The organism is Pedobacter albus, assembly GCF_036324255.1.
Taxonomy (GTDB): Bacteria; Bacteroidota; Bacteroidia; order Sphingobacteriales; family Sphingobacteriaceae; genus Pedobacter; species Pedobacter albus.
Window position 1 is genome coordinate 479,729 of record NZ_JAZDQT010000003.1, and the last position, 24,899, is coordinate 504,627.

A 24,899-nucleotide genomic window follows, 5' to 3' on the forward strand; every position below is an offset into this window, starting at 1 on the left:
TGCCGTTGGGCGTTTTTGCCTAAATTTCTCCGTAAAAATACCTGTTTCAATACTTTTTGAGCGTAGAGAGTTATTGCATAATTCTCTGTAAGTACGTGTGATAACAATTAAAAAACAGTTACATTAGGACAAAATAATTGTAACTTTGCCTGTTACCAAACTGTACTGTATGAGCAAAACGAACAGAAAACAAGACGCTTTAGACTACCATTCTCAGGGCCGGCCGGGCAAGATCCAGGTAGTACCTACCAAACCCTATTCATCGCAAAGAGATTTGACCCTGGCCTATTCGCCGGGCGTAGCAGAGCCTTGTTTGAAAATAGCTGATAACAAAGAAGACGTTTATAAATATACAGCCAAAGGCAACCTGGTAGCCGTAATCAGCAACGGTACTGCGGTGTTGGGCCTTGGCGATATCGGCCCCGAAGCCGGTAAACCCGTAATGGAAGGCAAGGGCTTGTTGTTCAAGATTTTTGCCGATATCGATGTATTCGACCTCGAACTGGATACGAAAAACGTCGACGATTTTGTAAAGATCGTTAAATCGCTTGAGCCTACTTTTGGTGGCGTAAACCTCGAGGATATCAAAGCGCCAGAATGCTTTGAAATTGAGCGCAGGCTAAAAGAAGAAATGAACATTCCGGTGATGCACGACGATCAGCATGGTACTGCTATTATTTCGGCAGCCGCCTTGCTCAACGCCTGCGAACTGCAAAAGAAAAAAATGGACAAGATTAAAATCGTGGTCAACGGTGCTGGTGCCGCAGCCATTTCTTGTTCGCGTTTATATGTGGCATTAGGTGCCAAAAAAGAAAATATCGTGATGTGCGACAGGAGCGGCGTCATTCGTAGCGACCGCGCTAATCTCGATTCGATCAAGCAAGAATTTGCCACCAGCAGAAACCTCAATACCTTGGCCGAATCGATGAAGGATTCGGATGTGTTTATCGGACTTTCTTCGGCAGATTGCGTAACTGTAGACATGCTAAAGTCGATGGCCAAAAACCCAATTGTTTTTGCCATGGCTAATCCCAATCCAGAAATTGCCTACGATCTGGCCATCAGCTCGCGCAAAGACCTGATTATGGCTACCGGTCGCTCAGACTACCCCAACCAGGTAAACAACGTGTTGGGCTTCCCTTATATTTTTAGGGGCGCGTTAGACGTGAGGTCGACCAGCATTAACGAGGAAATGAAGATTGCGGCTGTTCGTGCGATTGCCGATTTGGCCAAAAAATCTGTTCCGGAAGCGGTAAACATGGCCTACAATGCCAAAAACATCAAGTTTGGCAAAGATTACATCATTCCCAAGCCAATGGATTTCCGCTTGATGACCAATGTGTCGATGGCAGTGGCAAAGGCGGCTATCGAAAGTGGCGTGGCCCGCAAAACCATTACCGATTGGGATGCTTATGCCGAAGAGTTGAAACGCCGTTTGGGTATGGACGATTCGATCATGCGCGCCATTACCAACAAGGCCAAACAGGCGCCGAAACGCGTGGTGTTTGCCGAGGCCGACAATTACAAGATTTTAAAGGCTGCACAAATTGTAAGGGACGATAATATTGCCATTCCTATTTTGCTGGGCAACAAAGAAATCATCCAGCAGATTATCGAAGAAAATGCCCTCGATTTGGAAGGCGTACAAATCGTAGATCCGGCTTTGGAGCCAGAAAGAATGAAAAAATATGCCGAATCGCTTTATCAGAAACGCCAACGCAGGGGAGTTACCTTGTTCGAGGCCAATAAGCTGATGCGCGATAGGAACTATTTTGGTGCTTCGATGGTCGAATTTGGCGAAGCCGATGCCATGATTTCTGGCCTTACCAAAAACTATGTGTCAACCATCAAGCCCGCTTTGCAGGTAATTGGTACCGAGGCCGGTGTAAACCGCGTGGCCGGCATGTACATGATGATGACCGACAAAGGGCCTGTATTCTTCGGCGATACCACGGTTAACGTAGATCCAACGGTTGAAGAACTGGTAGATTTGACCTTGTTGCTCGAAAAATCGGTGAGCAAATTCAATATCCAGCCCCGCATAGCCCTGCTTTCGTACTCCAATTTTGGGTCAAATGAAGGCGAAGTGCCTGAGAAAGTGCGTAAAGCAGTAAAAATATTACACGAAAAACATCCCCAAATCATTGTAGATGGCGATATGCAAGGTAACTTTGCAATTAACAACGCTATGCTAAAAGATAATTTTCCTTTTAGTAGATTAGCAGACGCACCTGCAAATACATTGGTTTTTCCTAACTTGGAGTCGGGCAATATTGCCTATAAGCTCTTACAGGAGTTGGGTGGTGCCGAAGCCGTGGGACCAATTTTGCTAGGCCTTAAAAAGCCGGTGCACATTGTGCAGCTGGGCAGTTCGGTAAGGGAAATTGTAAACATGATTACCATTGCGGTACTCGATGTTCAGGCCAAGGAAGAAGATGCTAATCCGGTAAAGAGAAGGGGAATATTAAATAGAATAGCTAAAAAATAAACGCTCATGTACGATTATATTGATGGTAAATTGGCCTTTAAATGCCCAACTTATGTGGTGGTTGAAGCCGGAGGTGTAGGCTATCACATCAATATTTCGCTCAATACCTATTCGGCCCTGCCACAAACGGAGCGCTGCAAGATCTATACCTGGCTACACGTTAAGGAAGATGCCCACACCTTGTACGGCTTTGCCGACGAAGGCGAAAGACGTCTTTTTTTGCACCTGATTTCGGTTTCGGGCATAGGCCCAACCACTTGCCGGATGATGTTGTCGTCTATTACGCCGGTAGAAATCCAAAACGCCATTATACAGGCCGATGTGGCCCTCATCCAGCGCATCAAAGGCATTGGCGCCAAATCTGCGCAGCGCATTGTGCTCGAACTGCAAGACAAACTGAAGAAAGAAGGTACAGATTCGTTAATTTCTGTGCCTCAACATAATACAATTAAAGATGAAGCGTTATCTGCTTTAATCATGCTTGGATTTGGCAAGCAGGTGGCAGAGAAGGCACTAGACAATGCCGTTAAAAATGCGACGCAGGACTTAACGGTAGAGCAAATGATAAAAATAGCTTTGAAGAATTTATAACCAAACGCCGATTGACAAATAAATTTACACTCTTAATTCTTCTTTTCTTTCTTTTTGCCGGAACAAACGCCTTTGCTCAAGTTACGCCTGCAAAATCAGGAACTGATTCGCTCAAAAATTCCTTCAATTTACGCGAAAAACAGCTGTTGGGCCTACGCACCTACAACAACCCTTTTTTGCCGTTGCCCGACAACGTAAAACGCGAAGTAGAGTTCGACGCGGTAAACAAACGCTATGTCATCACAGAAAAAATAGGCGACCGCTTATATTCGCCACCACAGTACCTTACCATTGAACAATACCTGCGACTGGTAAACAGTGAAATCAAACGCGAAAATTGGCGAATCCTGTCCAATGCCGAGATTGCCGACGTGAGAAAAACCGGCATCATTCCGCAGGTTAAGGTAAACAGCCGCGTTTTCGAAAAGATTTTTGGCGGTACCACGATTGATATTCAGCCAAGGGGCGAAGCCGAGCTCACTTTCCTGGGCCGGATCAACAAAAACGAAAATCCGTTGTTTAACGAGCGCCAACGCGTGCAGAGCAATTTCGATTTCAACCAGCGTATCCAAATGGATGTTGTGGGCGATATCGGAACCAAGATGAAGATCAAAATGAACTACAACACCGAAGCGCAGTTCGATTTTGAAAATCAGATCAAGCTCGACTATACCGGTGGCAAAGACGATATCATCAAAAAAATAGAGGCCGGTAACGTAAGCTTACCACTTAACAGTACCTTGATTAACGGTACACAGGCCCTGTTCGGGGTTAAAACCCAGCTCCAATTCGGAAAGCTGGATGTGGCTGCGGTTTTTACCCAGCAGAAATCGCAATCTAAGGAGATCCAAATCAACAACGGAGCACAACAGAACGAATTCAGGATCAGTGGTAGCGAGTACGAAGCCAACAAACACTACTTTTTGGCCAAGTATTTTAGAGACAACTACAACAGGGCCCTGGCCAATCCGCCAACCGTTCTTTCAGGCGTTCTGATTACCAAAATAGAGGTTTGGATTACCAATAAAACAGGCAATACCCAAGATTCGAGAGATGTGTTGGCCTTTTTAGATTTGGGCGAGAACCAGCCTTACAATACGGCACAGGTAACGGGCGGTGGTTCGGTACTCCCATCGGGCTTTACCAATCCTACTTTCCCAACGGCCTCTAATAATTTGTTGGCCAACCTTCCGGCCGATGCCAGACAAACCAATTCCAATTCGGTAATCAGCTATTTTCAGGCCAATGGAGCTACCGACAACTTTGCCAAGCTTACCTATGCCCGAAAACTGACCGAGCGCGAATATACTTTCCAGCCCCAGTTGGGTTATATTTCGTTAAATAATGCGCTTAATGCCGATGAGGTGCTGGCCGTTTCTTACCGCTATACCTACAATGGCGTAGAGTATCAGGTGGGCGAGTTTTCTACCGATGTGGCCTTTGACCAAGCTACGCCCAAAGTGCTTTTTTCTAAACTCTTGAAAAACGAAACCATCAAAACCAATTTGCCAACTTGGGATTTGATGATGAAAAATATTTACTCGATCGGTGGCTACCAGATCAGTCCGCAGAATTTTAAACTCGACATTTTCAGGATCGACGATAAAACCGGTATCGAAATGCCATTGATCAGGGAAGGCAGCAAAACTTCGCTTAAGCAATATATTTCGTTGACCAATCTCGATCAGCTGAACCAGCAAAAAGAACGCAAGCCCGATGGCGTGTTCGATTTTGAGGCCGAAAACAAGCCTTTCTCCAACCCTACGCAGAATACGCAAAGCAGCTATTCGCCTACCGGGTCTGGATTGAGCAGCTTGATCAACAACACCAACAACGGCTATGTAACCATCGACCCGTTGAACGGACGCGTTATTTTTCCGTTGATCGAGCCTTTTGGCAAAGATTTAGCCGCCAAGTTCGATTTGCCTGCCGAACAGGCACTGGCCGATAAATATACCTATCCGCAATTGTACGATTCGACCAAGGTGGTGGCGCAGCAGCTGTTCAGCAATAAAAACCTCTACATCATCAAAGGTGCTTACCAATCGGAGATTGCCTCCGAGTTTTCGCTCAATGCCATTAACGTAACCAAGGGTTCGGTTAGGGTTTTTGCCGGAACCATTCCTTTGCAGGAGGGCACCGATTTTACAGTTGACTACGACATGGGCCGGGTGAAAATCGTAAATACCGCCTTGTTGACTTCAGGTCAGCCCATCAGGATTACGACAGAAAACAACGAACTGTTTGGTCTGCAGCAACGCTCGCTTTTTGGCGCCCGTTTAGATTACCATGTGAACAACAAGCTGAACATTGGCGGTACTTTTATGAACCTGACCGAAAAGCCGCTGACGCAAAAGGTAAACTACATGGAAGAGCCGATATCGAACAGTATTTTGGGATTGGATTTTAACTACAGTTCGCCTTCGCGTTGGCTCACCAAAATGGTGGATAAATTGCCGTTGATATCGACCAAGGCGCCATCGAGCATTAGTTTTGGAGGCGAATATGCGCAGCTGATTCCGGGACATCCGAGTGCCATCAATTCGGGCGGCGACAAAGGCGGTTCGAGTTACCTCGACGATTTTGAGGCTTCGAGATCTATCATCGACCTAAAAAGCTCGGTGCCATGGCAAATTTCGGGCACGCCTCAGCTATTTTCCGAATCGCAGCTAGTCGACAACCTTGCTTATGGCTACAACCGCGCAAAACTGGCTTTTTATAACATCGACCCGGCTTTTTACAACAGCAGTTCGAGCATTATACCTTCTAGTTTAAGAAACAACCGCAACGAGCTTTCTAACCATTATGTGAGGGAAGTATTGGAACAGGAAGTTTTTCCTTTCAAAGAAATCAGCACCGGCCAGCCTTTGAACCTGCCAACTTTGGATTTGGCCTATTACCCAATGTTGCGTGGTCCTTACAACTACGTAACCAATGGCTTTAATCCAAATGGTACGCTGAACAATCCACGATCGCGTTGGGGCGGTATCATGCGAAGGATAGACATCAACGATTTTGAGGCCAATAACATCGAGTACATCGAACTTTGGGTGATGGATCCGTATATGTACAAGCCTACTTCGCAAGGTGGCGATTTGTACTTCAACGTCGGAAACATTTCTGAAGATATTTTAAAGGACGGCCGAAAATCGCTGGAAAACGGCTTGCCGGCCAATGGCGACCCGAGCAAGTACGACGAAACCAACTGGGGAAGGGTGGCCAAGCTGCAACCGGTAATCCAGGCTTTCGATAACGATCCGGCAGCCAGAAAGGCACAAGACGTAGGTTTGGATGGTTTATCTAATGCCAACGAAAAAACGAAGTTTGCCGCACTCATCAACCAAATCAAGGCACAGCTGAACCCAGACGCGGCGTTGGCTTTTGAGAACGACCCTTCGTCTGATGACTATGCCTATTTTAGGGGAGGTGCTCTCGACCAGCAAAATGCCGGTATTTTAAAACGCTACCAGAACTACAACGGTACCGAAGGCAACTCTAAAACCTCGCAGCAATCGATAGACGAATTGGGCATCGAAAACTCGGCTTCTACTTCGTTGCCAGACGGCGAGGATATCAACAGGGACAATAATATGACCCAGTCTGACGAGTATTTCCAGTACAAGGTTTCGATGCGCCCAGGCGATTTGGTGGTGGGACAAAACTTTGTAACCGATAAAGTAGTATCGCAGGTTAAACTGGCCAATGGCCAAACCCAAAGTGCTACTTGGTACCAAATTCGTATTCCGTTGTCGCAATACCAGCAAAAAGTGGGAGGTATTCAAGATTTTAAGTCGATCCGCTTTATCAGGATGTTCATGACCAACTTTGCCGATACCGCCATTTTGAGGTTTGGCAAAATCCAGTTGGTTAGGGGCGAATGGCGTACCTACAATGCCAAAAATGAGGCCAACCAGGTTATTGCCGATCCAAGCCTACAACCGGCAAATCCGGATAATTCTTCTATCGAAGTAGCCACCGTAAACATTGAGGAAAACGGCAAGCGTACGCCTATTCCTTACGTAGTGCCACCAGGCATTGTGCGTGAACGCGATTTTAGCAATTACCGTGGCGATACCCGCCAAAACGAACAGTCGCTTTCGGTCATCGTCAAGAGGTTGAGGGATGGCTATGGCAGGGCAACCTTTAAAACCGCCATCAACGATTTTAGGTCTTACAAACGTTTGGAAATGTATGTCCACTTGGAGGCAATCGGCAATTCAACGCTGAACGATAACGATGTAAGTGCCTTCTTGCGCATTGGTACAGACAACCAAGACAACTATTACGAATACAACCAGCCTTTAAAGGTAACAAGACCGGGCACCAGCGATCCGTATGCCATTTGGCCAGATGCCAATAAAATGGATATCCAATTGGAGCTTTTCCAAAAAGCCAAAATAGCCAGGAATAACGCCAAGGTTGCCGGTGGTGCGCCATGGCCTATCAATGTGCCTTTTGTGTACATTGACGGAGCCAATACCATTATTGTAAAGGGACAACCCGATATGAGCAAAGTGCGGGTGTATATGCTGGGTATTAAAAACCCTTTGCGTAATCAGGCAGTGCCGGCTGGCGACGATGGCCTCGACAAAGATGCGCAGGTATGGTTTAACGAATTACGCCTCACCGAATTCGACGAACGCGGGGGCTGGGCGGCTACAGCGCGTATGAACGCCAAGCTGGCCGACTTTGCCGACGTGAATATTTCTGGAAGCAAATCGACCATCGGTTTTGGTTCTTTAGAGAAAAAGGTAAGCGAGCGTAACCGTTCTGATAATACTTTCTTCGATATTTCTTCGAGTATCGAATTGGGCAAGCTCCTGCCTCAGAAAACAGGCATCAAAATACCGATGTACGTAAGCTACTCTAAGCAGGTTATGACACCGCAGTTCGATCCGCGTACGCCAGATATCGAGCTGAAAAACTCATTGAAAAATGCCTCGAAGGCACAGAAGGATTCGATTTTGAACTTTGCGCAGGATTATACCACGCGCAGCAGCATCAACTTTACCAACGTGCGCAAGGAGCGTACCAATACCGAAAAGCCTGCCCGTTTGTGGGATATCGAAAACTTCAACGTTTCGTATGCGCAGACCAAGTTTGCCCATCGCGATTTTGTGAACGAAAGCAGCATACAGCATACGTATAGGGCATCGTTGGGTTACAATTATACCGGGACTTCTAAAAGCTATCAGCCTTTTGATAAGATCATCAAGTCGAATACGCTCAAACTGCTGAAAGACTTTAATTTTACGCTGTTGCCAAGCTCGATCAATTTTAGGATAGACGTAGATCGTTTCTATTCTGAAAACACCCTGCGCAACAACGACCCGAACAATTATATCCCAATCAATACCACCTTTAACAAAAACTTCCTGATTTCGAGGGTGTATGGCATTGCCTGGGATTTGACCAAATCGTTAAGCCTCGATTTCGACGCCACCAACTATTCGATTGTCGACGAACCCGAAGGTCGGATTGAAGGGCTAAAACGCGATACGCTTTGGCAAAATCTTAAAAACCTGGGCCGTACCACAGACTATAGCCATAACCTGAACGTAAGGTATAACTGGCCGATCAATAAAATACCGGGTTTAGACTGGATCAATGTGGCTACGGTATATGGAACCAGCTTTAACTGGCAAACAGAGCCTTTGTCTACACTGAGAGATCCGAACATTAACCTGGGTAATACCATCCAGAACTCGAGGACCATACAGATCAATCCAACCCTTACCATGAGCGGCCTGTACCGCAAGTTTGGCTTTGTAAAGAAAAGCCTGAACAAACCCGATACGGTAACCAGCTTTTCGGATATCTTAGTAGGATTGGTGACTAGTATCAAGAGCATCAATGTGGCCTTTACCCAAACCAAGGGTACCTTCTTGCCAGGCTATTTGCCTAAAACCAAATTCTTTGGTATAGATGCAACCACTGGGGCGCCTGGCTTGGGCTTTGTTTTTGGCAGCCAGAGAGACATCAGGCTGATGGCCTTGAACGATGGCTGGCTAACCACCGACGAAAACCAGACCCAATTGTACATCAATACCTTGCGCGAGGATTTTCAGCTCACCAGTACCATCGAGCCTTTAAGAGATTTCAAGATTACCTTAAGTGCCACCAAAAACCGGACACTTAATTACTCGACCAATTTCAGGTACGATAACAGCATTCAGAATTTCAGGAACTTCAGTCCAACCACAACCGGCGATTACAGCATTTCGATCATCAGTTTGGGAACGGCCTTTACCGATAAAAACGGATCGACCATATCGAAATTGTTCAACAAGTTTATGAGCAACAGGCAGGTAATTTCTAGCCGCTTGGGCGCCGAGAACCCGAACTCTTCTGGCCAGACCGCCGGAGGTTTTGCCGATGGCTACGACAAGACTTCGCAAGATGTAGTGGTGTCGGCCTTTATAGCTGCCTACACCGGTCGAAATGCCAGCTCGATGAGCCTCAACAGCTTGCCTAAAATTCCTTTGCCAAACTGGAGGATTACCTATTCGGGCCTAACCAAAATCCCGTTCATTGCCGAGAACTTTTCAGAGTTTGGCATCAGGCACGGTTACCGTTCGCTCTACAGCATCAACGGTTTTAACAGCTTGCTGAAATACCAGGAAACCGATGGCTACGTAAGCAGCAGGGATGTGAACCAAAACTTCCTGCCGTTGTACCAGTTTGCGCAGGTAAGTATTTCTGAGCAGTTTGCCCCGCTTATCGGCATAGATACCAAGCTCAAAAACAACCTGACGGCAAGTTTCGAAATCAATAAAACCCGCATTTTGGCCCTTAGCCTTTCAAACAGCCAATTGGCACAACTGTCGGAAAACAATTTGGCATTTGGCTTGGGCTACCGCACCAACAAGTTCAGGTTCCCGTTTGGCTGGTTCAGGCAGCTGAAAATGGACAACAACATGGATTTTAAATTGGATGTGGCCATCAGGGATAATAAAACAGTTATTTACAGGGCCGATATTACAGAAGCCGAGGTGTCGTCGGGCGCAAAAAACATTACGCTAAGACCAAGTGTCGATTATATCCTGAACCAGCGTTTTAACCTTAAGGTATTTTATGATTCGAACATTACCAAGCCGTATACTTCACAATCGTTCAATACTTCTTTCAGCAATTTCGGATTTAGCCTGCGCATTACGCTGAATTAGTCGTTGTTAGAAAGCGGTTTAATAATTACCTTTGGAGAACTAACTTATAAACGAAAATAAAAACACATACAAGACAATGAACTTTCCATCAGAACTGAAATACACCAAAGACCATGAGTGGGTAAAGGTGTCGGGCAACGAAGCGGTAATCGGCATTACTGATTTTGCACAACGCGAATTGGGCGATATCGTTTACATCGACATCAATACCGTAGGTACAGAAGTAAGCAAAGAAGATGTTTTTGGCACCGTAGAGGCTGTTAAAACGGTATCTGACTTGTTTATGCCATTAACGGCCACCGTGTTAGAAGTAAACAACGATTTGAACGACAATCCGGAACTGGTTAACTCAGATCCTTATGGAAAAGGCTGGATGGTAAAAGTTGCCATTACTAATGTAGCTGATGTAGAAGGCCTGTTAAGCGCCGATCAATACAAAGAATTAGTGGGCGCATAAAACCATGAAAAAATATGGAGTGCTAAGGTCGCAACTGTGGGCCGTTATTTGGACCATCGTTATTTTAGTGCTTTGTAACATGAGAATGCCAGACTCAGATGGGCCTGGCTTTTTCTTTGAAGGTTTTGATAAGCTGGTGCACTTGGGTTTTTTCTTTGTGCTTAGCGTGCTGCTTTTTTACGGAAAGATCAGGTACCAACATAACTACAATTTTCGCTCGCTAACCATATTTAAAATCATACTCATTTCGGCCATTTTGGGTGGAGGGATTGAGTTGCTGCAATGGAAGGTGTTTACCTACCGATCGGCCGAGTGGTGGGATTTTGCCTGCGACATGATCGGTGCCCTGATGGGCGTATTCAGCTATGTTTTGCTGCACCTGTCAAATTACGGCAGGGGCAACAGCGATTTGCCCATTACAAAAGAACAAGCATAACGGCATCGACAAGAAAATAAGAGGTGATGAAAAAAAGGTTTAATCTGACAATGATTTTAATGTTAAGCTTTTTGCTTGGTGGATGCGGTTTGTTCAAGCCTTCTTGCTATTGCCCTAAACTGCCCCGTTCGCATTACCAAGCCCATTAACACCGTTTAAACTGCCTTTATCAGCTGCTGGTTCTCTGTAACGGAGGGCGCTGCTCTGTAACGATAAAGTTAGTTGTATTTAAATTGTTACCCATATTTTAACACTTCTTAACAAACTTTTGAGGCTCCTGCTAGTCTGATAGGATAACTTTACAAAATTATATAAAAATTAGAATGAAGAATTTGATTAAAAGTACACTACTCATTGCTTTCTTGTGTGTAGGCTATTTTGCCCAGGCCCAGTCTGGCGGAACGGTTAGCGGAAAAGTAATCAATGGCAAAGACAAATCGCCAGTCGATTATGCTTCCATAGCCATCAAAAAAGTAAGTGATTCATCTACGGTTGGCGGTACCAATACCTCGTCAACCGGTGCTTTTGCCGTTAGCGGTCTAGCGCCTGGCAAATATAAATTATACGTAGCTTATTTGGGTTTCAAAACCATTACCCAAGATTTTGAACTAACCGCAGCCAAGCCTAGCATGAACTTTGGTACATTGAGCATGGAAGATACCGGCGTAACCTTAAAAGGCGTAGAAATCAAAGGTGAAATTCCTCCGGTGGTCATTAAAAAAGATACCTTGGAAATCAGTGCATCAACCATTAAGGTTAAAGAGAATGCAGTGGTTGAAGATCTTTTGAAAAAGGTACCGGGCGTAGACGTGGCCAAAGATGGTAGCGTTACCGCACAAGGCGAGAAAATTACCAAGGTAAGGGTAGATGGTAAAGACTTTATGGGTAATGACCCTTTATTGGCCACCAGAAACCTGCCTGCCGATATGGTTGACAAGATCCAAATCATCGACGATTTGTCTGACCAAGCCAAGTTCTCTGGCGTTGACGACGGTAATCGTGAAAAAATCATCAATATTACCACCAAACAAGACAAAAAGCATGGCTACTTCGGTAACAGCACCTTGGGCTATGGTTCTGACGATCGTTACGATGTGAACTTAAACGTTAACAAGTTCGATAAAAACCAACAAATATCCTTGATTGGTCAATTTAATAACGTCAACAAACAAAACTTTGGTGGCGGCATTACTGGTGGTGGTTTTGGTGGTGGTGGCCGTGGCATCCAGTTTGGTGGTGGCGGTGGCAGCGGTTCGGGCGGTATTACCACAACCAATGCCGCAGGTATCAACTTTGCCGATACCTACGACGATCAGACCCAGATCAACGGTAGTTACTTCTTCAACAAAACTTCGTTATTCAATACCAACAATACTTTTACCCAAAACTTGTTGGGCAATACCACGACAACCAATTTAAGCGATTTAAACAGTACCACCGAGCGTATTAACCACAGGTTTAACTTTACCGTTGATACCAAATTGGATTCGATGACCTCAATCAGGGTACAACCTTCTATTTCTTATACCAAAAACAGCGGTACAAGTACGACCAATTATAACAGGAATGTACTGAACAGCAATACTATTGGTTTGCAGAAATATGATAGCGGATCAGAATCGCCTGTAATCAGCAACAATTTGTTAATCCGTAGAAAATTCCAACGCAGAGGCCGTACCTTGTCATTAAACGTTAATACCAATATCAACGACAATGATGCGGGCAACTACAATTATATTTCAGAGAATATTACCCAAGGATCTTCAGTTTCGCAAAAGCTGACCAACCAGTTCAACGACCAAAATTCGAGTTCGCTGAGCAACACGGCCAGATTGGTGTATACAGAGCCTTTAACCAAGACCTTTAGCTTGGAGTTCAACTATCAGAATGGCTATAGCCACGATAACAAAGAAAGACTGGTTTATAATTTCAACCCGGCTACTCAGGATTACGACATCAAAGACAATACCTATAGCAACCAGTTCGAAAACACAACTTTAACCAATGCTTTAGGTTTCAGTTTGAACCAGAACGAGAAAAAATACAACTGGAACATTGGTGTAGCGGTACAACGCACCAATCGTGAAAACGATAATAAGACTACCGGAAACGTGTTTACGCAAAACTTTACCAATATTACGCCACAGGCACAGTTCAGGTATAATTTCAGCAACAGCAAACGTTTAAACATCAGGTATAATGGTCGTACCAACCAACCTGGTATCGATCAAATCCAGCCAATTCCTGACAATACCAATACCCAAACCATTACCTTGGGTAATCCTAGCTTGAAGCCGTCGTTCTCAAACTCATTGAATATTTTCTTTAATGATTTTGATTTTGCAAGCTATCGTACTTTATTGTTTGGCGCATTCATTACCCAAACCTTCAACGATTTTGGTAACAACCAGAGCTTGATCACCAATACGGCAGATCCGAACTACGGAAAAATTGCCAACAGCTATGTAAACGTTGATGGCAACTTTAATGCAACTCTTTTCAGCAGGGTGAGCCAGCCAATTATTAAAGGCAATAAACTAACCTTGCAAATCGATTTAAGCGGTAACTACGGACAAGCAACAAATATTACCAATAGCATAGAAAACATTACCAGAAGCTCGTCTATTACCAATGGTTACAAGCTAGTAACCAATATGGATAAATTAGATCTGATTGGTGGTATTTCTGGAAGCTGGAGCCACAGTAACTTTACTATTGGCGATCCGACCAACTTCTATACTTTGGCACCAAATATCGACATCAGCTACTTGTTCCCAGGCAATATCCGCTTGCAAACCGATGTTACCTATAACAAAACAACGGGTAGGGGTGCGGCGTATAACACCGATTATACCATCATTAATGGTTACATCAGTCGCCAGTTCTTTAAAAACAGAGGTACTTTCAAATTTGCCGTAAATGACTTGTTGAACCAAAATACCGGTATCTCACGTACGGCTACGAACAACAGCATTGTAGATTCGAACTTCAACGTATTGAAACGCTACTATATGTTCTCGTTCACTTACTCGCTAAATAGGGTAGGTGGCCAAACCATGCAAGGACCAGGTGGTCCGGGTGGTGGCCAAAGAATGAGAATGGGCGGTATGGGCATGTAAGCCTAGCCACTCGTCAACAGATCGCCATCGGCTTAATTGCCGATGGCGATTTTTTTTAACATATTTTAACTATAAAAATAGTTGCAAACTACTATGTTTTTAGTTAGTTTAGGGGAACCAAACTAAAAACTAATGACTAAATCTGTTTACCTAAGCTTTTTCCTGCTTTTCTTTTTGAGCACAACGCTGTCGTTTGCACAGCAAAAATCTGGTTCCGTAAAAGGCAGAATAATTGATGCCAAAACCAAAAAACCTGTCGATTTTGTTTCTTTTGCCGTAAAAAACGTCAAAGATTCTACCGTTGCCGCCATGGGTGCCACCACAACCGAAGGCAATTTTACGGCTAAAGGCCTGGCATTTGGCCAATACAAGTTTTATGCCGCCTTAATTGGCTATAAGCCCATTATCAAGGCATTCGAGGTTAATGCCGCCAAGCCTATGGCAGATTTTAACACCATAGAAATGGAAGAAAGTGCCATTACGCTAAACGACGTACTTATTAAAGGCGAGCTTTTGCCCATGATCATCAAAAAAGACACCATCGAGTTTTCTGCCGATGCCTTTAAAACCCAGGCCGATGCCAACGTAGAAGATGTGCTTAAAGTAATGCCGGGCATGGAAGTGGATAAAGATGGCAACATTACCTTTAACGGCAAGAAGATTGACCGCGTATTGGTTGAAGGAAAGGACTTTTTTGGCAAAGATCCCAAAACGGCTACGCAGAACCTGCCCAAGGAAATCGTAAGCAAGATACAGGTTATCGAAAAGAAAACCGACGACGCCATATTTAAGGGCATTGACGATGGCAAGCGCGAAAACGTGCTGAACATTACCTTAAAAGAAGACAAGAAGAAAGGCTATTTCGGAAATATAGTTGCCGGAAAGGGCAATAGTGGTTTGTATGATGCTTCAACCAGTATCAACCGCTTTAATGGCAAGCAGCAGCTGTCGATCATCGGCTTGGCCAACAACATCAACAAAACCAGCTTTTCTTATTCTGATTTAAGCGATTTCTTGGGTGGCGATGTGTTCAGCTCGGGTATGGTAAGCTCTATTATGGTTGATGCAGGCGGCAATATGTCCGTAGGTTTAAATGGCGATGACGGATTTGGAGGTGGCGGAGGTGGCATTAACGATAACAAGGGCATCGGGTTAAACTACAACGACGAATGGGGCAAAAACAAGAAATTCCCCAATAAGATTTCTTTCAGCTACATGTTTAACCGCAACTATGGCATTCGTCAGAGCTTAACTAGCCGACTCAATTTGTTGGGTGCCGACAGCTATTTTAACGATAAGAACAACGATGCCACGACTACAAGCAACAGACACCGCTTTACCATGCGCTTAGATCTTGCGCTCGATTCGACTGCCAAAATACAGTTCACGCCAAACTTTGGCTTTAGCGGATCAGATGCCGAAAGCAACTCCGTATTCAGTTCTTACCTGCAAAATACACTGGCCAATATCAACAAAGGCAATTCTACCAATACCAGCAACAACAAAACGCCGGGCTTTGGAGGCAGGCTTGCCTATAACAAACGATTGAGCAAAAAAGGAAGAAGCTTTTCGTTATCGGCCAATGGCAACAGGAGCGATTCTTCGGTTGATGGACTCAATTTCTCTAATATCACCATCAATAACAATGGCGTTCCAACTACCACCATCCTTAACCAGCTCATTGATCAGGCAGGCGATGTAACGGGTTACGGATTTGGTGCCGATTATTCGGAACCTTTAAGTAAAAAGCTCAGCCTAAGCGGCTTTTACAACTATAGCAAAAGAGAAGATGTGGTTGAGCGCATGGTGTACGATTACAATACCGCCAGCACCCGCTACGATTTGATTAATCCTGGCCTTTCGCGCAATTTGGAAAACTTTAACGAAAGCCATACCACTGGATTGAGGCTGAACTATAATCCTACCGATAAGCTGACCTTGGGCCTAAGTGCAGATCAGAAATTTGTAGCGCTTAAAGGCAACAACCTCATGAACAATGTTAACGTTACCAACGATTACAACTTCTTGCAACCCAACTTTTTCCTTTCGTATAAAATCAATAAAACCTCTAGCCTTTCGCTCTACGGTAATCGTTATGTGAGCACGCCAAACATTTCGCAACTGCAGCCTATTACCGATAATTCTAACCCTTTACAGATTACAACCGGAAATCCAAATCTTAAACCTTCTAAGCAAAACAGTGTAAACTTTTCTTACAACCGGTTTAACCCAACTTCGGGTAGCAGCATTAGTTTTAACGGCAGCTATTATGGCTATGAAGATCAAATCATGAACAATTCGGTGCTAGATCCCAAAACAGGTATACAAACCACTTTTTATGATAACATCAGCGGAAGTTATAGCTACAGCGGCCGTTTGAGCGGAAGCATCAGGGCTAAAACTCTGGGGCTTACCTTTAGCCCGAGCATCAGCCTCAACTATAGCCATAACATCTCGTTCCTGAACAATGGTGTGGTAAGCTCAAATGCTACCTCCTATAATGCCGGTTTGGGTATTAATTATGCCATTGGTTCAGACCTGCAGCTGTTTAACCGCATCAGCTACAACAAACGCGATTTAAGCTACAACTACAATAACCTACCCGATAATAGCTTTACCTCCGTTTACAACACCCTTAGCCTAAATGCGGCTTTGCCTTACGACTTGAGGTTTACCTTGCAGAGTAACCTTACCTATAATTCGAACATCGCGCTGGGTACCAATAACAATACCATACACATGGCCAATGTAAGTTTCGAAAAGTTGTTCATGAAAAAAGCATTAAGCCTAAAGGCAACCGTATCGGATGTGTTTAACAATAGTCGCAATACGTCGAGGTTTGCCAACGAGATTTACGTTACAGAAAGCGTAAATCTGGGCATGAGAAGATACTTTTTACTGGGCTTAACCTATCGCCTCAGGAAGTTTGGTGCTTCTGCTGTAGCGGCGCCGCCAAGTGTTATGAGATTTTGATGGGGCTTATTTGGAATTAATACAAATAAAGGGTAAATTGCGCCCATAATTTCAAATAATGAAGCTTTCGCAGTTAAACCCAGGAGAACGAGGAACCATCGTAGCATTTACAGACCTAGAAATGTCTGTGAAATTGATGGAGATGGGCTGTTTGCCAGGAGAAGTGGTCGAAGTGGAGCGCTTTGCACCACTAGGCGATCCTATGGCCATTCGTGTAGCGGGGTACCAACTTTGTTTACGCAAAAGCGAAGCATCGGTTATCCTAATACAGTAATATTTTGGTTGATATAAAAGTTGCACTTGTTGGTAATCCCAATACGGGGAAATCTACCCTTTTTAATCTCTTAACGGGGTTAAATCAGAAGATTGGAAATTTTCCAGGCATAACCGTAGATAAGAAGACCGGCCTGAGCAAGCTTAACTCAACCCAAACAGCCACCGTTATCGATTTGCCGGGTACCTATAGCTTGTATCCCAAAAGCAAAGACGAAAGTATCGTTTTTCAGGTGCTGGCCGATAAAGGCAATCCCAGCCACCCCGATATGGTGGTGCTGGTGGCCGATGCAACCAACCTGCGCCGTAACCTCCTGCTTTGCTCGCAGGTGGCCGATTTGGGCTTGCCCATGCTATTGGTCTTGAACATGACCGATATGGCCAAAAAGGAAGGCATCAACATCAACGTTGATAAGCTGGCCGAGCGTTTGGGCATTCAGGTTATTGCCATGTCGGCCAGAAAAAACGAAGGCCTCGACAAGCTTAAAGAAGCCATTGCCAATACCACGGCCATCAGTACGCAGCTGGCCAGTATCGATTCGAAGCAATTTGCGCCAGAAGCCATTGAAGCCATCAAGGCGAAAATCAATACCGAAAACGACTATTTTGCCTTGCAGGTATTGCACCAGCATGAGCACCTGGCCTTTTTTAACGAACAAGACCAGGCCGCAATAGAACAGATAGAACAGTCGTATGGCTTCGAATCGTCTAAAATACAAGGCGCCGAAACCGTAGCCAGGTATCGTTACCTCAGTACCATTTTAAGCGATGTGGTAATAGACCTCGGCGCGGCCAAAAAATTCAAGATTACCGATAAGCTCGATTCGATATTAACCCATCGCGTTTGGGGATTTGCCATCTTCCTGCTTATCCTTTTCTTTGTTTTCAATGCTATTTTCTCTTGGTCTACCTATCCAATGGACCTCATCGAAAGCAGCTTTGCCTGGCTAACCGATTTTGGCCATGCGCATTTGCCCGATGGCGTGCTAACAAACCTGTTTTTAGATGGGATTGTAGCCGGATTGGGAGGCATCGTTATTTTTATTCCGCAGATTGCCATTTTGTTCGCACTCATTTCCATCTTGGAAGATACTGGCTATATGGCGAGGGTAACCTTCATGATGGACAAGATCATGCGCAAATTTGGACTTAGCGGTAAATCGGTGGTGCCTATGATTGGTGGTATTGCCTGTGCAGTGCCCTCTATTATGAGTGCCCGCAACATCGAAAACTGGAAAGACCGTATCATTACCATTATGGTTACGCCATTGGTAAGCTGCTCGGCCCGTTTGCCGGTTTATACCTTGCTGATTTCGCTGGTGGTGCCGAACGAAAAGATATTGGGCGTTTTCAATAAACAGGGCTTGGCGCTGATGCTCATGTACCTGATCAGCATTGTAGCCGCCATCTTGGTGGCGCTGGTGATGAAGTTCATCATCAAAGCCAAAGAGAAATCGTACTTTATCATGGAATTGCCGGTGTATAGAATGCCTCGCTGGAAGAACGTACTTTATACCATGTACGAAAAATCAAAAACATTCGTACTTGAAGCCGGTAAAGTTATTATTGCTATTTCAATCGTATTGTGGGTCATGGCTACCTACGGACCTTCCAAGCGATTTGAAGCCATTGAAAAGAAATATGCAGCCATTGAAACCCCGGCTACCGATAGTGTTAAGCTGGCCGAATTGGAAAGGGATAGGGCTGCCGAAAAACTTGAAAACTCTTATGCCGGTATTTTGGGGCAAACCATCGAACCAGTCATCAAGCCATTGGGTTTTGATTGGAAGATAGGTATTGCCTTAATTACCTCTTTTGCCGCACGTGAGGCTTTTGTAGGCACCATGTCGACCATTTATAGTGTGGATAGCGCCGATGAAGAAACCACGACCATCCGCAATAAAATGCGCGGTGCGGTAAACCCCGATACCGGCGAACCGATATTTACTTTTGCCACCGGCTTGTCGCTCATGCTCTTTTATGCCTTTGCCATGCAGTGTATGAGTACCGTTGCTATTGTTTACCGCGAAACCAAATCGTGGAAATGGCCGGTTATCCAGTTGGTTTACATGACAGCCATGGCTTATGTAGCCAGCCTCGTTGCCTATCAGGTGCTTAAATAATGAGTGAATGATGGAATTAGAGAAGGATTGAATTAGTGGATTAGTGAATTAGAGAATGGCTGAATGATTGGATGATTGAATGGGGGCGGGCGTCAATCAAATGATTGTTCGGATTTCTGACAATAATATGCTTGCCTTTAGTCTTTAGTCTTTTTGCTTTGACCTTGACCTTCCGCCTTCGTCCCCTCTACCATCCACCTTTGGTCTTCAGTCTTTGTGCTTTGGTCTTAACCTTCAGTCTTCGCCCCCTTTGCCATCCACCTTTGGTCTTTAGTCTTTGTGCTTTGGTCTTAACCTCCCGCCTTCGTTCCCTCTACCATCCACCTTTAACCTTTAGTCTTTAGTCTTTCAGCTTTAGTCTTTCTCCAGCTTGTCTTTAACCTTTGGATTTGATAAATTGCGTTAAAATAATCTCCCAGAAGAGAAGAACGGTAGAGAATGGATAAAACAGAGGTTCTAGCACAGTATATGCCCGTTTCGGCGGCGCCCATCATTGCCAAATGGATCGACTATTTTCAGTGCGAGTTTAAGATTTCGAAAGACAGAAGTACCAAGCTTGGCGATTATAGACACCCCTTTAAAGGCAAAGGGCATAAAATTTCGGTCAATAATGGCCTTAATCCCTATGCTTTTCTGGTTACTACCGTCCATGAGTTTGCGCACCTCTTAACCTGGAACGACCATAAAGGCAAAGTAAAACCGCATGGCACCGAGTGGAAGCACAATTTTAAAAGGATGATGAAGCCTTTTTTCGAGCTTCAGGTTTTTCCGGCTGATATTCACCATACCATCATCAACTACCTCGATAATCCAGCAGCTTCAAGCTGTACCGATTTAAGCCTGGCCCGGGCACTTAAAAAATATGATACCACGCTTGCCACCACTAGGGTAGAAGAGCTGCCGCTGCATACTGTTTTTGTGTTGAAAGACGGTCGTAAATTTAAAAAGGGCGAACGCATACGCAAACGCTACAGGTGTGTATGCCTCGATAACGGAAATACCTATCTTTTTAACCCCTTGGCCGAAGTTTGGCTGGCTACCGGAACGTAAACCGCTTCCTGGTCTTGAACCATCCATTTGAGGTTCAGCTTTTGGTCCTTAAAATCGATGGGGTTATTTAAAAGGCTGTTGATGAGCGCATCTTTTTCCCTGACCAATATACTGGCTGTGTAGCTGTTCTGCAGCTTGCTTTTGAGCATAATGTACCTCGAATCGGGGAAAGTGGTAATATTTTCAAAGACCATGTCGAACTTGTCGCTACCACTTAAAATCTGGTTTAGGGTTTTTATTTTTTCAAGATAGCTGTGGTCTGAAGTATTCGCTTCGCTTAAGGGAAAGTCTATGTAGGGCAGGTTTTTGATGGCAGCCTCGTCGGCAGCCGTACGGTTCTCTACCTTAAAAATAGTGTTGTTGCGCAAATAGGTACGGGTATCTTTTAATACGGTGCCATTGTCGCTGCTCAACTCGTTTCTAACGGCTTCCAAAATCAGGCTGTCGTTTCTGAAATAATATTTTTTGGTGTTGTTGCTGAGGCCGTTGTAGCCATGCTCGATTAAAACAATGGGCTGATCGCTGTTGCTGTATTTGTCTACATAAAAAGACAGGTCGCCAAGCATATAAACCAAGCTTGTAGTTTTTGCTAGCTGGGAAAGGGCCTTGTCGACAGAATCGGCATAATGTAAAATCGATTTCGAATTCAGGTCGGTGGCATGCTCGTCGGCCATGTTGGCCTGTGGATGGTCGGATTTGAGCTTGGTGCAAGCGTATGTTGTACTCAACAGGCAAAGCAAGACAAAATAATATACAGTTTTCATGGGCTTCCTCGGCTTGATCCAGCTTGTTAGGTATGACTATTATCGTGCCAATGCGCAACCCGCATGCAAAAATAGACCTTTATGCACTACGTTGGGTCGGAAAAAGAAATCCGAAATGTAAAAAATATGAACAAAATAAATGAGTTACAACAGGTATTTTTAGGTGAAACCTAAACCGGAATTATAAAGGGCAAACCAAAGCCTTATAGCTTAATAGTGGCGGCTTAACCGGCACCGCTGAAGCAGCCCAAGCGTAATCGGGATGCATGAATTAAACTTAACTAAAAACTAAACATGAAAAAAGTGAACCAACTCAGTAAAGCTGAACTTAAGAAAGTATTAGGCGGTGGCTTACCTCCAGAAACCCCAGGCGGCGATCCGAGCTATTGCGCATCGAGAGGCAAGGGCTATGTAATCTGCATTGATAACGGCGGTTCGGGCGATGGCCATTCGTATTTTTATGCCTGCTGCAGTAGCTTGGCCGAAGCAGGAATGTTCTGTCCTTCGGGCTCGGCTTACGGTTGCGATATGCCTTATGTAGATTAAGGCCGAATCGCTTAAAGCCAGCTGTAGACGCTGATGCCTGCATTGGCTTTAATACAAATACAGAGAAGGTCTCAGTCTAACGAGGCTTTCCTGTTGATGTGCATAAGAAAGATAAAAGCCTTATGAAACATCGTTTTCAATCTTTAAATTAGGATATTGTTTTTAGATAAGGACAAGATCAACCAGATATAAAACACGCTATGACTCTATTTTCTTCGGCAAGCCAGGCTAATGCTGTGGCCGTAACTGCCCTGTTTCTTAAAAAACTAAAGGTGAAATTTACTAACGATGGTTTGCAACAGGTGTTGGAAGACCACCCGGAGTATCCCAGCCTTTTGGCCATCAGCGATTGCCTAACCGAATGGCATATCCCCAACCAGGCTTACAAAATTGCCAAAGAAGATTATTCGGTAGAGGAACTCGAATTTCCCTTTTTAGCGCACTCTGCCATGAATGGAGGCAATTTTATGCTTATTCATGCCATTAAAAATGGTCAGGTAACCTACAGCAACGAAAAGCATAATCAGGCAATAATGGCTGAAGAGGAGTTCCTGAAAAAATGGAGTGGCGTGGTGTTGCATGCCGAACCCAATGAAGCAAGTATAGAACCTAACTACAAAGCACAGGCACTCAAAGAAAGTTTTAACAACATCAAGGTTCCGGCCCTGCTATTGGTTGCCCTTGGAGCGGTTTTGTTGAGTGTCGATTACCAGACCCTGCAATTAAACTTTGGTTTGGTGCTGCTGATAAAATTAATTGGGCTTGTTGTCGGTGTGCTGCTTTTAATGCACAGCATTGATGCCAATAACCCGCTCATACAAAACCTGTGCAGCTTGGGCGATAAGAATAACTGCAACGCCATTTTAAGGTCTGATGCCGCCAAGGTAACCAGCTGGCTAAGTTGGAGCGAAGTGGGTTTCTTTTACTTTGCAGGCTCCTTTTTAGCGCTTTTGATCAATCCGGCTAGTATGTCTATAATTGGCTGGCTCAATCTGCTTTCGTTGCCTTATACGGTCTACTCTATTGGCTATCAGTATAAAAACAAAAATTGGTGTGTGTTGTGTTGCAGCGTACAGGCCTTGTTATGGCTAGAGTTTTTTGCACTCTTTTTTGCGCCTTCAGCCTATGTACTTACCCTTACACCTGAAGTCGTTTTAACAACGGCCGTAAGCTTTTTATTGCCGATACTGGCCTGGGCTTTTGTTAAGCCATTTCTGGCCCGTTCAGCCCAATTTAAACCGCTTAAAGAACAATTAAAGAAATTCAAATACAACGGCGAACTGTTTGAGCAGGTGCTTAAAAACCAGCCTCGCTATGCCGTTCCGAACGAGTTGATGCCAGTGGTGCTTGGTAACCCAGAGGCAGAAATCGTGATTACCATGGTGAGCAACCCGTTCTGCGGACCTTGCGCCAAAGCCCATCAGACGATCGACGAATGGTTGAGCTATCGCGACGATATACAGCTCAAAATCATTTTCACCACCGCCAACCACGACGACGATGCCAGAACCAAGGTTTCGAGGCATGTAAGCGCGTTAACCACTTTAAACGACCAGAAACTGGTAGAAAAAGCCCTGAACGATTGGTATGCCCAAAGTCCTAAAAAATACGAAACCTGGGCCGAGAAATTTCCAATCAGTTTTAATGGTGAAATGGATATCGTGACCGAAAAGCAGAAGGCCTGGTGCGATATGGCCGAAATTGCCTACACCCCAACCATTTTAATCAATGGTTATAAGTTGCCAGAACCTTATCGATTGGAGGATATCAAGTACTTGTTAACCTAAGAATAATCAGATAATTGGTGCTTGTGGTCAATGACCTTTGTTTTAAAGGCCGGCGACTGAATTTTACACCATCAGGAAATTAAACTTTTTGTACAAAATGGGGCAGCCGGTTGCAAACGAAACTGCCCCAAAACGAGTGCTGGCGTTTACCGGCATCGCTATCGGTAGCCCAGCGTGGAGGGGCTACAGAACTTACAACCAAAGTTAATATTCAAACAATGAAAAGAAAGAACTTACTCAGCAAAACCGAAATGAAAAATGTTTTGGGTGGCATTACGCCAGAAATGGCAAATTGCGAAGATCCGGCTTGGAGACCAATGATTGTAGATCAGGATGGAAACTGCAGAATAAACAATTATAATTTCTGTTTGAACTGGTGTTCTCCAGAATTCTGCGACATGGGCGTTTGTACCCTAACAGAGCAATAAAACTCGAAGGATTAGTGGCAACGCTAATCCTTTTGGCTTTTGATGCGCAACATCCATTTGAAGTAAACCCGATTGACGGTTTATAGAAAGGGCAGCGGCTTCCAAACGAAACTGCCCCAAAACGAATAGCAGCGTAAACTGCTGTCGCCGAAGCAGGTCAGGCGTGACTGGCCCGCATATACTAATCCACAAAACTAAAACTTTTTAACCATGAAAAAAGTGAATTTGCTCAGCAAAACTGAGCTCAAAAAAGTAATGGGAGGAGGCTATCCGCCCGATACCCCAGGAGGAGACGCAGGTTATTGCCACGACCGGAACAAAGGCCATGCGCTTTGCCTGGAAGATGGGGGTTCAGGCAATGCCATTGAGTATTTCTTTGCCTGCTGCGAAACAAACGAAGATGTGCTGCCCTACTGTCCTCCTAATTCAGCTTATACCTGCGTGACCATGTAAGTTGGCGAATCCAAAACAACCTTAAATTTTAAAAACATGAAAAAAGTAAATTTATTGAGCAAAGCTCAGCTAAAAAATAAGCGGGGGAGGCAGTAATACGCGCTGCGCAAAATACGTGGTATGTGTAAGAAGCTCTGATGGGTCTGGGGCGCATTATACTACCTGGCAAGATGGGGTTTCATTTTGTGCCTCACATGGATTTTCGGGCCAGGTAGGCTGTGTAGATAATCCAGATGGCCCAATAG

The 24,899-nt window shown here is 44.7% G+C and carries 15 protein-coding genes; 14 read left to right on the forward strand and 1 reads right to left on the reverse strand.

Going from position 1 to position 24,899, the window contains the following annotated elements; all coding sequences use genetic code 11:
* Positions 1–169: 169 nt before the first annotated feature.
* From VRU48_RS17295 to VRU48_RS17340, 10 genes are all read left to right on the forward strand, one after another.
* A complete protein-coding gene (locus VRU48_RS17295; protein ID WP_330109175.1) occupies positions 170–2,488 on the forward strand; it encodes an NADP-dependent malic enzyme in 2,319 nt (772 codons plus the stop codon).
* Between the two features lie 6 nt (positions 2,489–2,494).
* Positions 2,495–3,079 carry a Holliday junction branch migration protein RuvA gene (gene ruvA, locus VRU48_RS17300; RefSeq protein ID WP_330109176.1) on the forward strand — a complete coding sequence of 195 codons (585 nt, stop codon included), beginning with the start codon at positions 2,495–2,497 and terminating at the stop codon, positions 3,077–3,079.
* An 11-nt stretch (positions 3,080–3,090) separates the two neighbouring features.
* Complete coding sequence (gene sov, locus VRU48_RS17305) at positions 3,091–10,245, forward strand: T9SS outer membrane translocon Sov/SprA (RefSeq protein ID WP_330109177.1); 7,155 nt, start codon at positions 3,091–3,093, stop codon at positions 10,243–10,245.
* 76 nt (positions 10,246–10,321) lie between these two features.
* Complete coding sequence (gcvH, locus tag VRU48_RS17310; protein WP_330109178.1) at positions 10,322–10,702, forward strand: glycine cleavage system protein GcvH; 381 nt, start codon at positions 10,322–10,324, stop codon at positions 10,700–10,702.
* A gap of 4 nt (positions 10,703–10,706) precedes the next feature.
* Entirely contained in the window at positions 10,707–11,138 is a 432-nt protein-coding gene (locus VRU48_RS17315; protein ID WP_330109179.1) for a VanZ family protein, read from the forward strand.
* Positions 11,139–11,461: 323 nt separating this feature from the next.
* Entirely contained in the window at positions 11,462–14,257 is a 2,796-nt protein-coding gene (locus VRU48_RS17320; protein ID WP_330109180.1) for an outer membrane beta-barrel family protein, read from the forward strand.
* 132 nt (positions 14,258–14,389) lie between these two features.
* Positions 14,390–17,230 (forward strand): outer membrane beta-barrel family protein, encoded by a 2,841-nt coding sequence (locus VRU48_RS17325; RefSeq protein WP_330109181.1) that lies wholly within the window; start codon positions 14,390–14,392, stop codon positions 17,228–17,230.
* Between the two features lie 58 nt (positions 17,231–17,288).
* On the forward strand, positions 17,289–17,504 hold the full coding sequence (locus VRU48_RS17330) for a FeoA family protein (RefSeq protein WP_199138440.1): 216 nt from the start codon (positions 17,289–17,291) through the stop codon (positions 17,502–17,504).
* A 1-nt stretch (position 17,505) separates the two neighbouring features.
* Positions 17,506–19,626: a ferrous iron transport protein B gene (gene feoB, locus VRU48_RS17335; RefSeq protein WP_330109524.1), complete on the forward strand. Its 2,121-nt coding sequence runs from the start codon at positions 17,506–17,508 to the stop codon at positions 19,624–19,626.
* 438 nt (positions 19,627–20,064) lie between these two features.
* Positions 20,065–20,676: a SprT-like domain-containing protein gene (locus tag VRU48_RS17340; protein ID WP_330109182.1), complete on the forward strand. Its 612-nt coding sequence runs from the start codon at positions 20,065–20,067 to the stop codon at positions 20,674–20,676.
* Here the strand turns inward: VRU48_RS17340 and VRU48_RS17345 are convergent.
* Positions 20,628–21,440, reverse strand: a complete 813-nt coding sequence (locus tag VRU48_RS17345) for a hypothetical protein (protein ID WP_330109183.1) — start codon at positions 21,438–21,440, stop codon at positions 20,628–20,630. The genes VRU48_RS17340 and VRU48_RS17345 overlap by 49 nt on opposite strands.
* 294 nt (positions 21,441–21,734) lie before the next feature.
* On the opposite strand from VRU48_RS17345, the gene VRU48_RS17350 reads away from it, so the two are divergent.
* From VRU48_RS17350 to VRU48_RS17365, 4 genes are all read left to right on the forward strand, one after another.
* Positions 21,735–21,986: a hypothetical protein gene (locus VRU48_RS17350; RefSeq protein ID WP_330109184.1), complete on the forward strand. Its 252-nt coding sequence runs from the start codon at positions 21,735–21,737 to the stop codon at positions 21,984–21,986.
* 200 nt (positions 21,987–22,186) lie between these two features.
* A complete protein-coding gene (locus tag VRU48_RS17355; protein WP_330109185.1) occupies positions 22,187–23,773 on the forward strand; it encodes a cysteine peptidase family C39 domain-containing protein in 1,587 nt (528 codons plus the stop codon).
* A gap of 218 nt (positions 23,774–23,991) precedes the next feature.
* Positions 23,992–24,201 (forward strand): hypothetical protein, encoded by a 210-nt coding sequence (locus VRU48_RS17360; RefSeq protein ID WP_330109186.1) that lies wholly within the window; start codon positions 23,992–23,994, stop codon positions 24,199–24,201.
* Positions 24,202–24,411: 210 nt separating this feature from the next.
* A complete protein-coding gene (locus VRU48_RS17365) occupies positions 24,412–24,654 on the forward strand; it encodes a hypothetical protein (RefSeq protein ID WP_330109187.1) in 243 nt (80 codons plus the stop codon).
* The last annotated feature ends 245 nt before the right edge of the window (positions 24,655–24,899 follow it).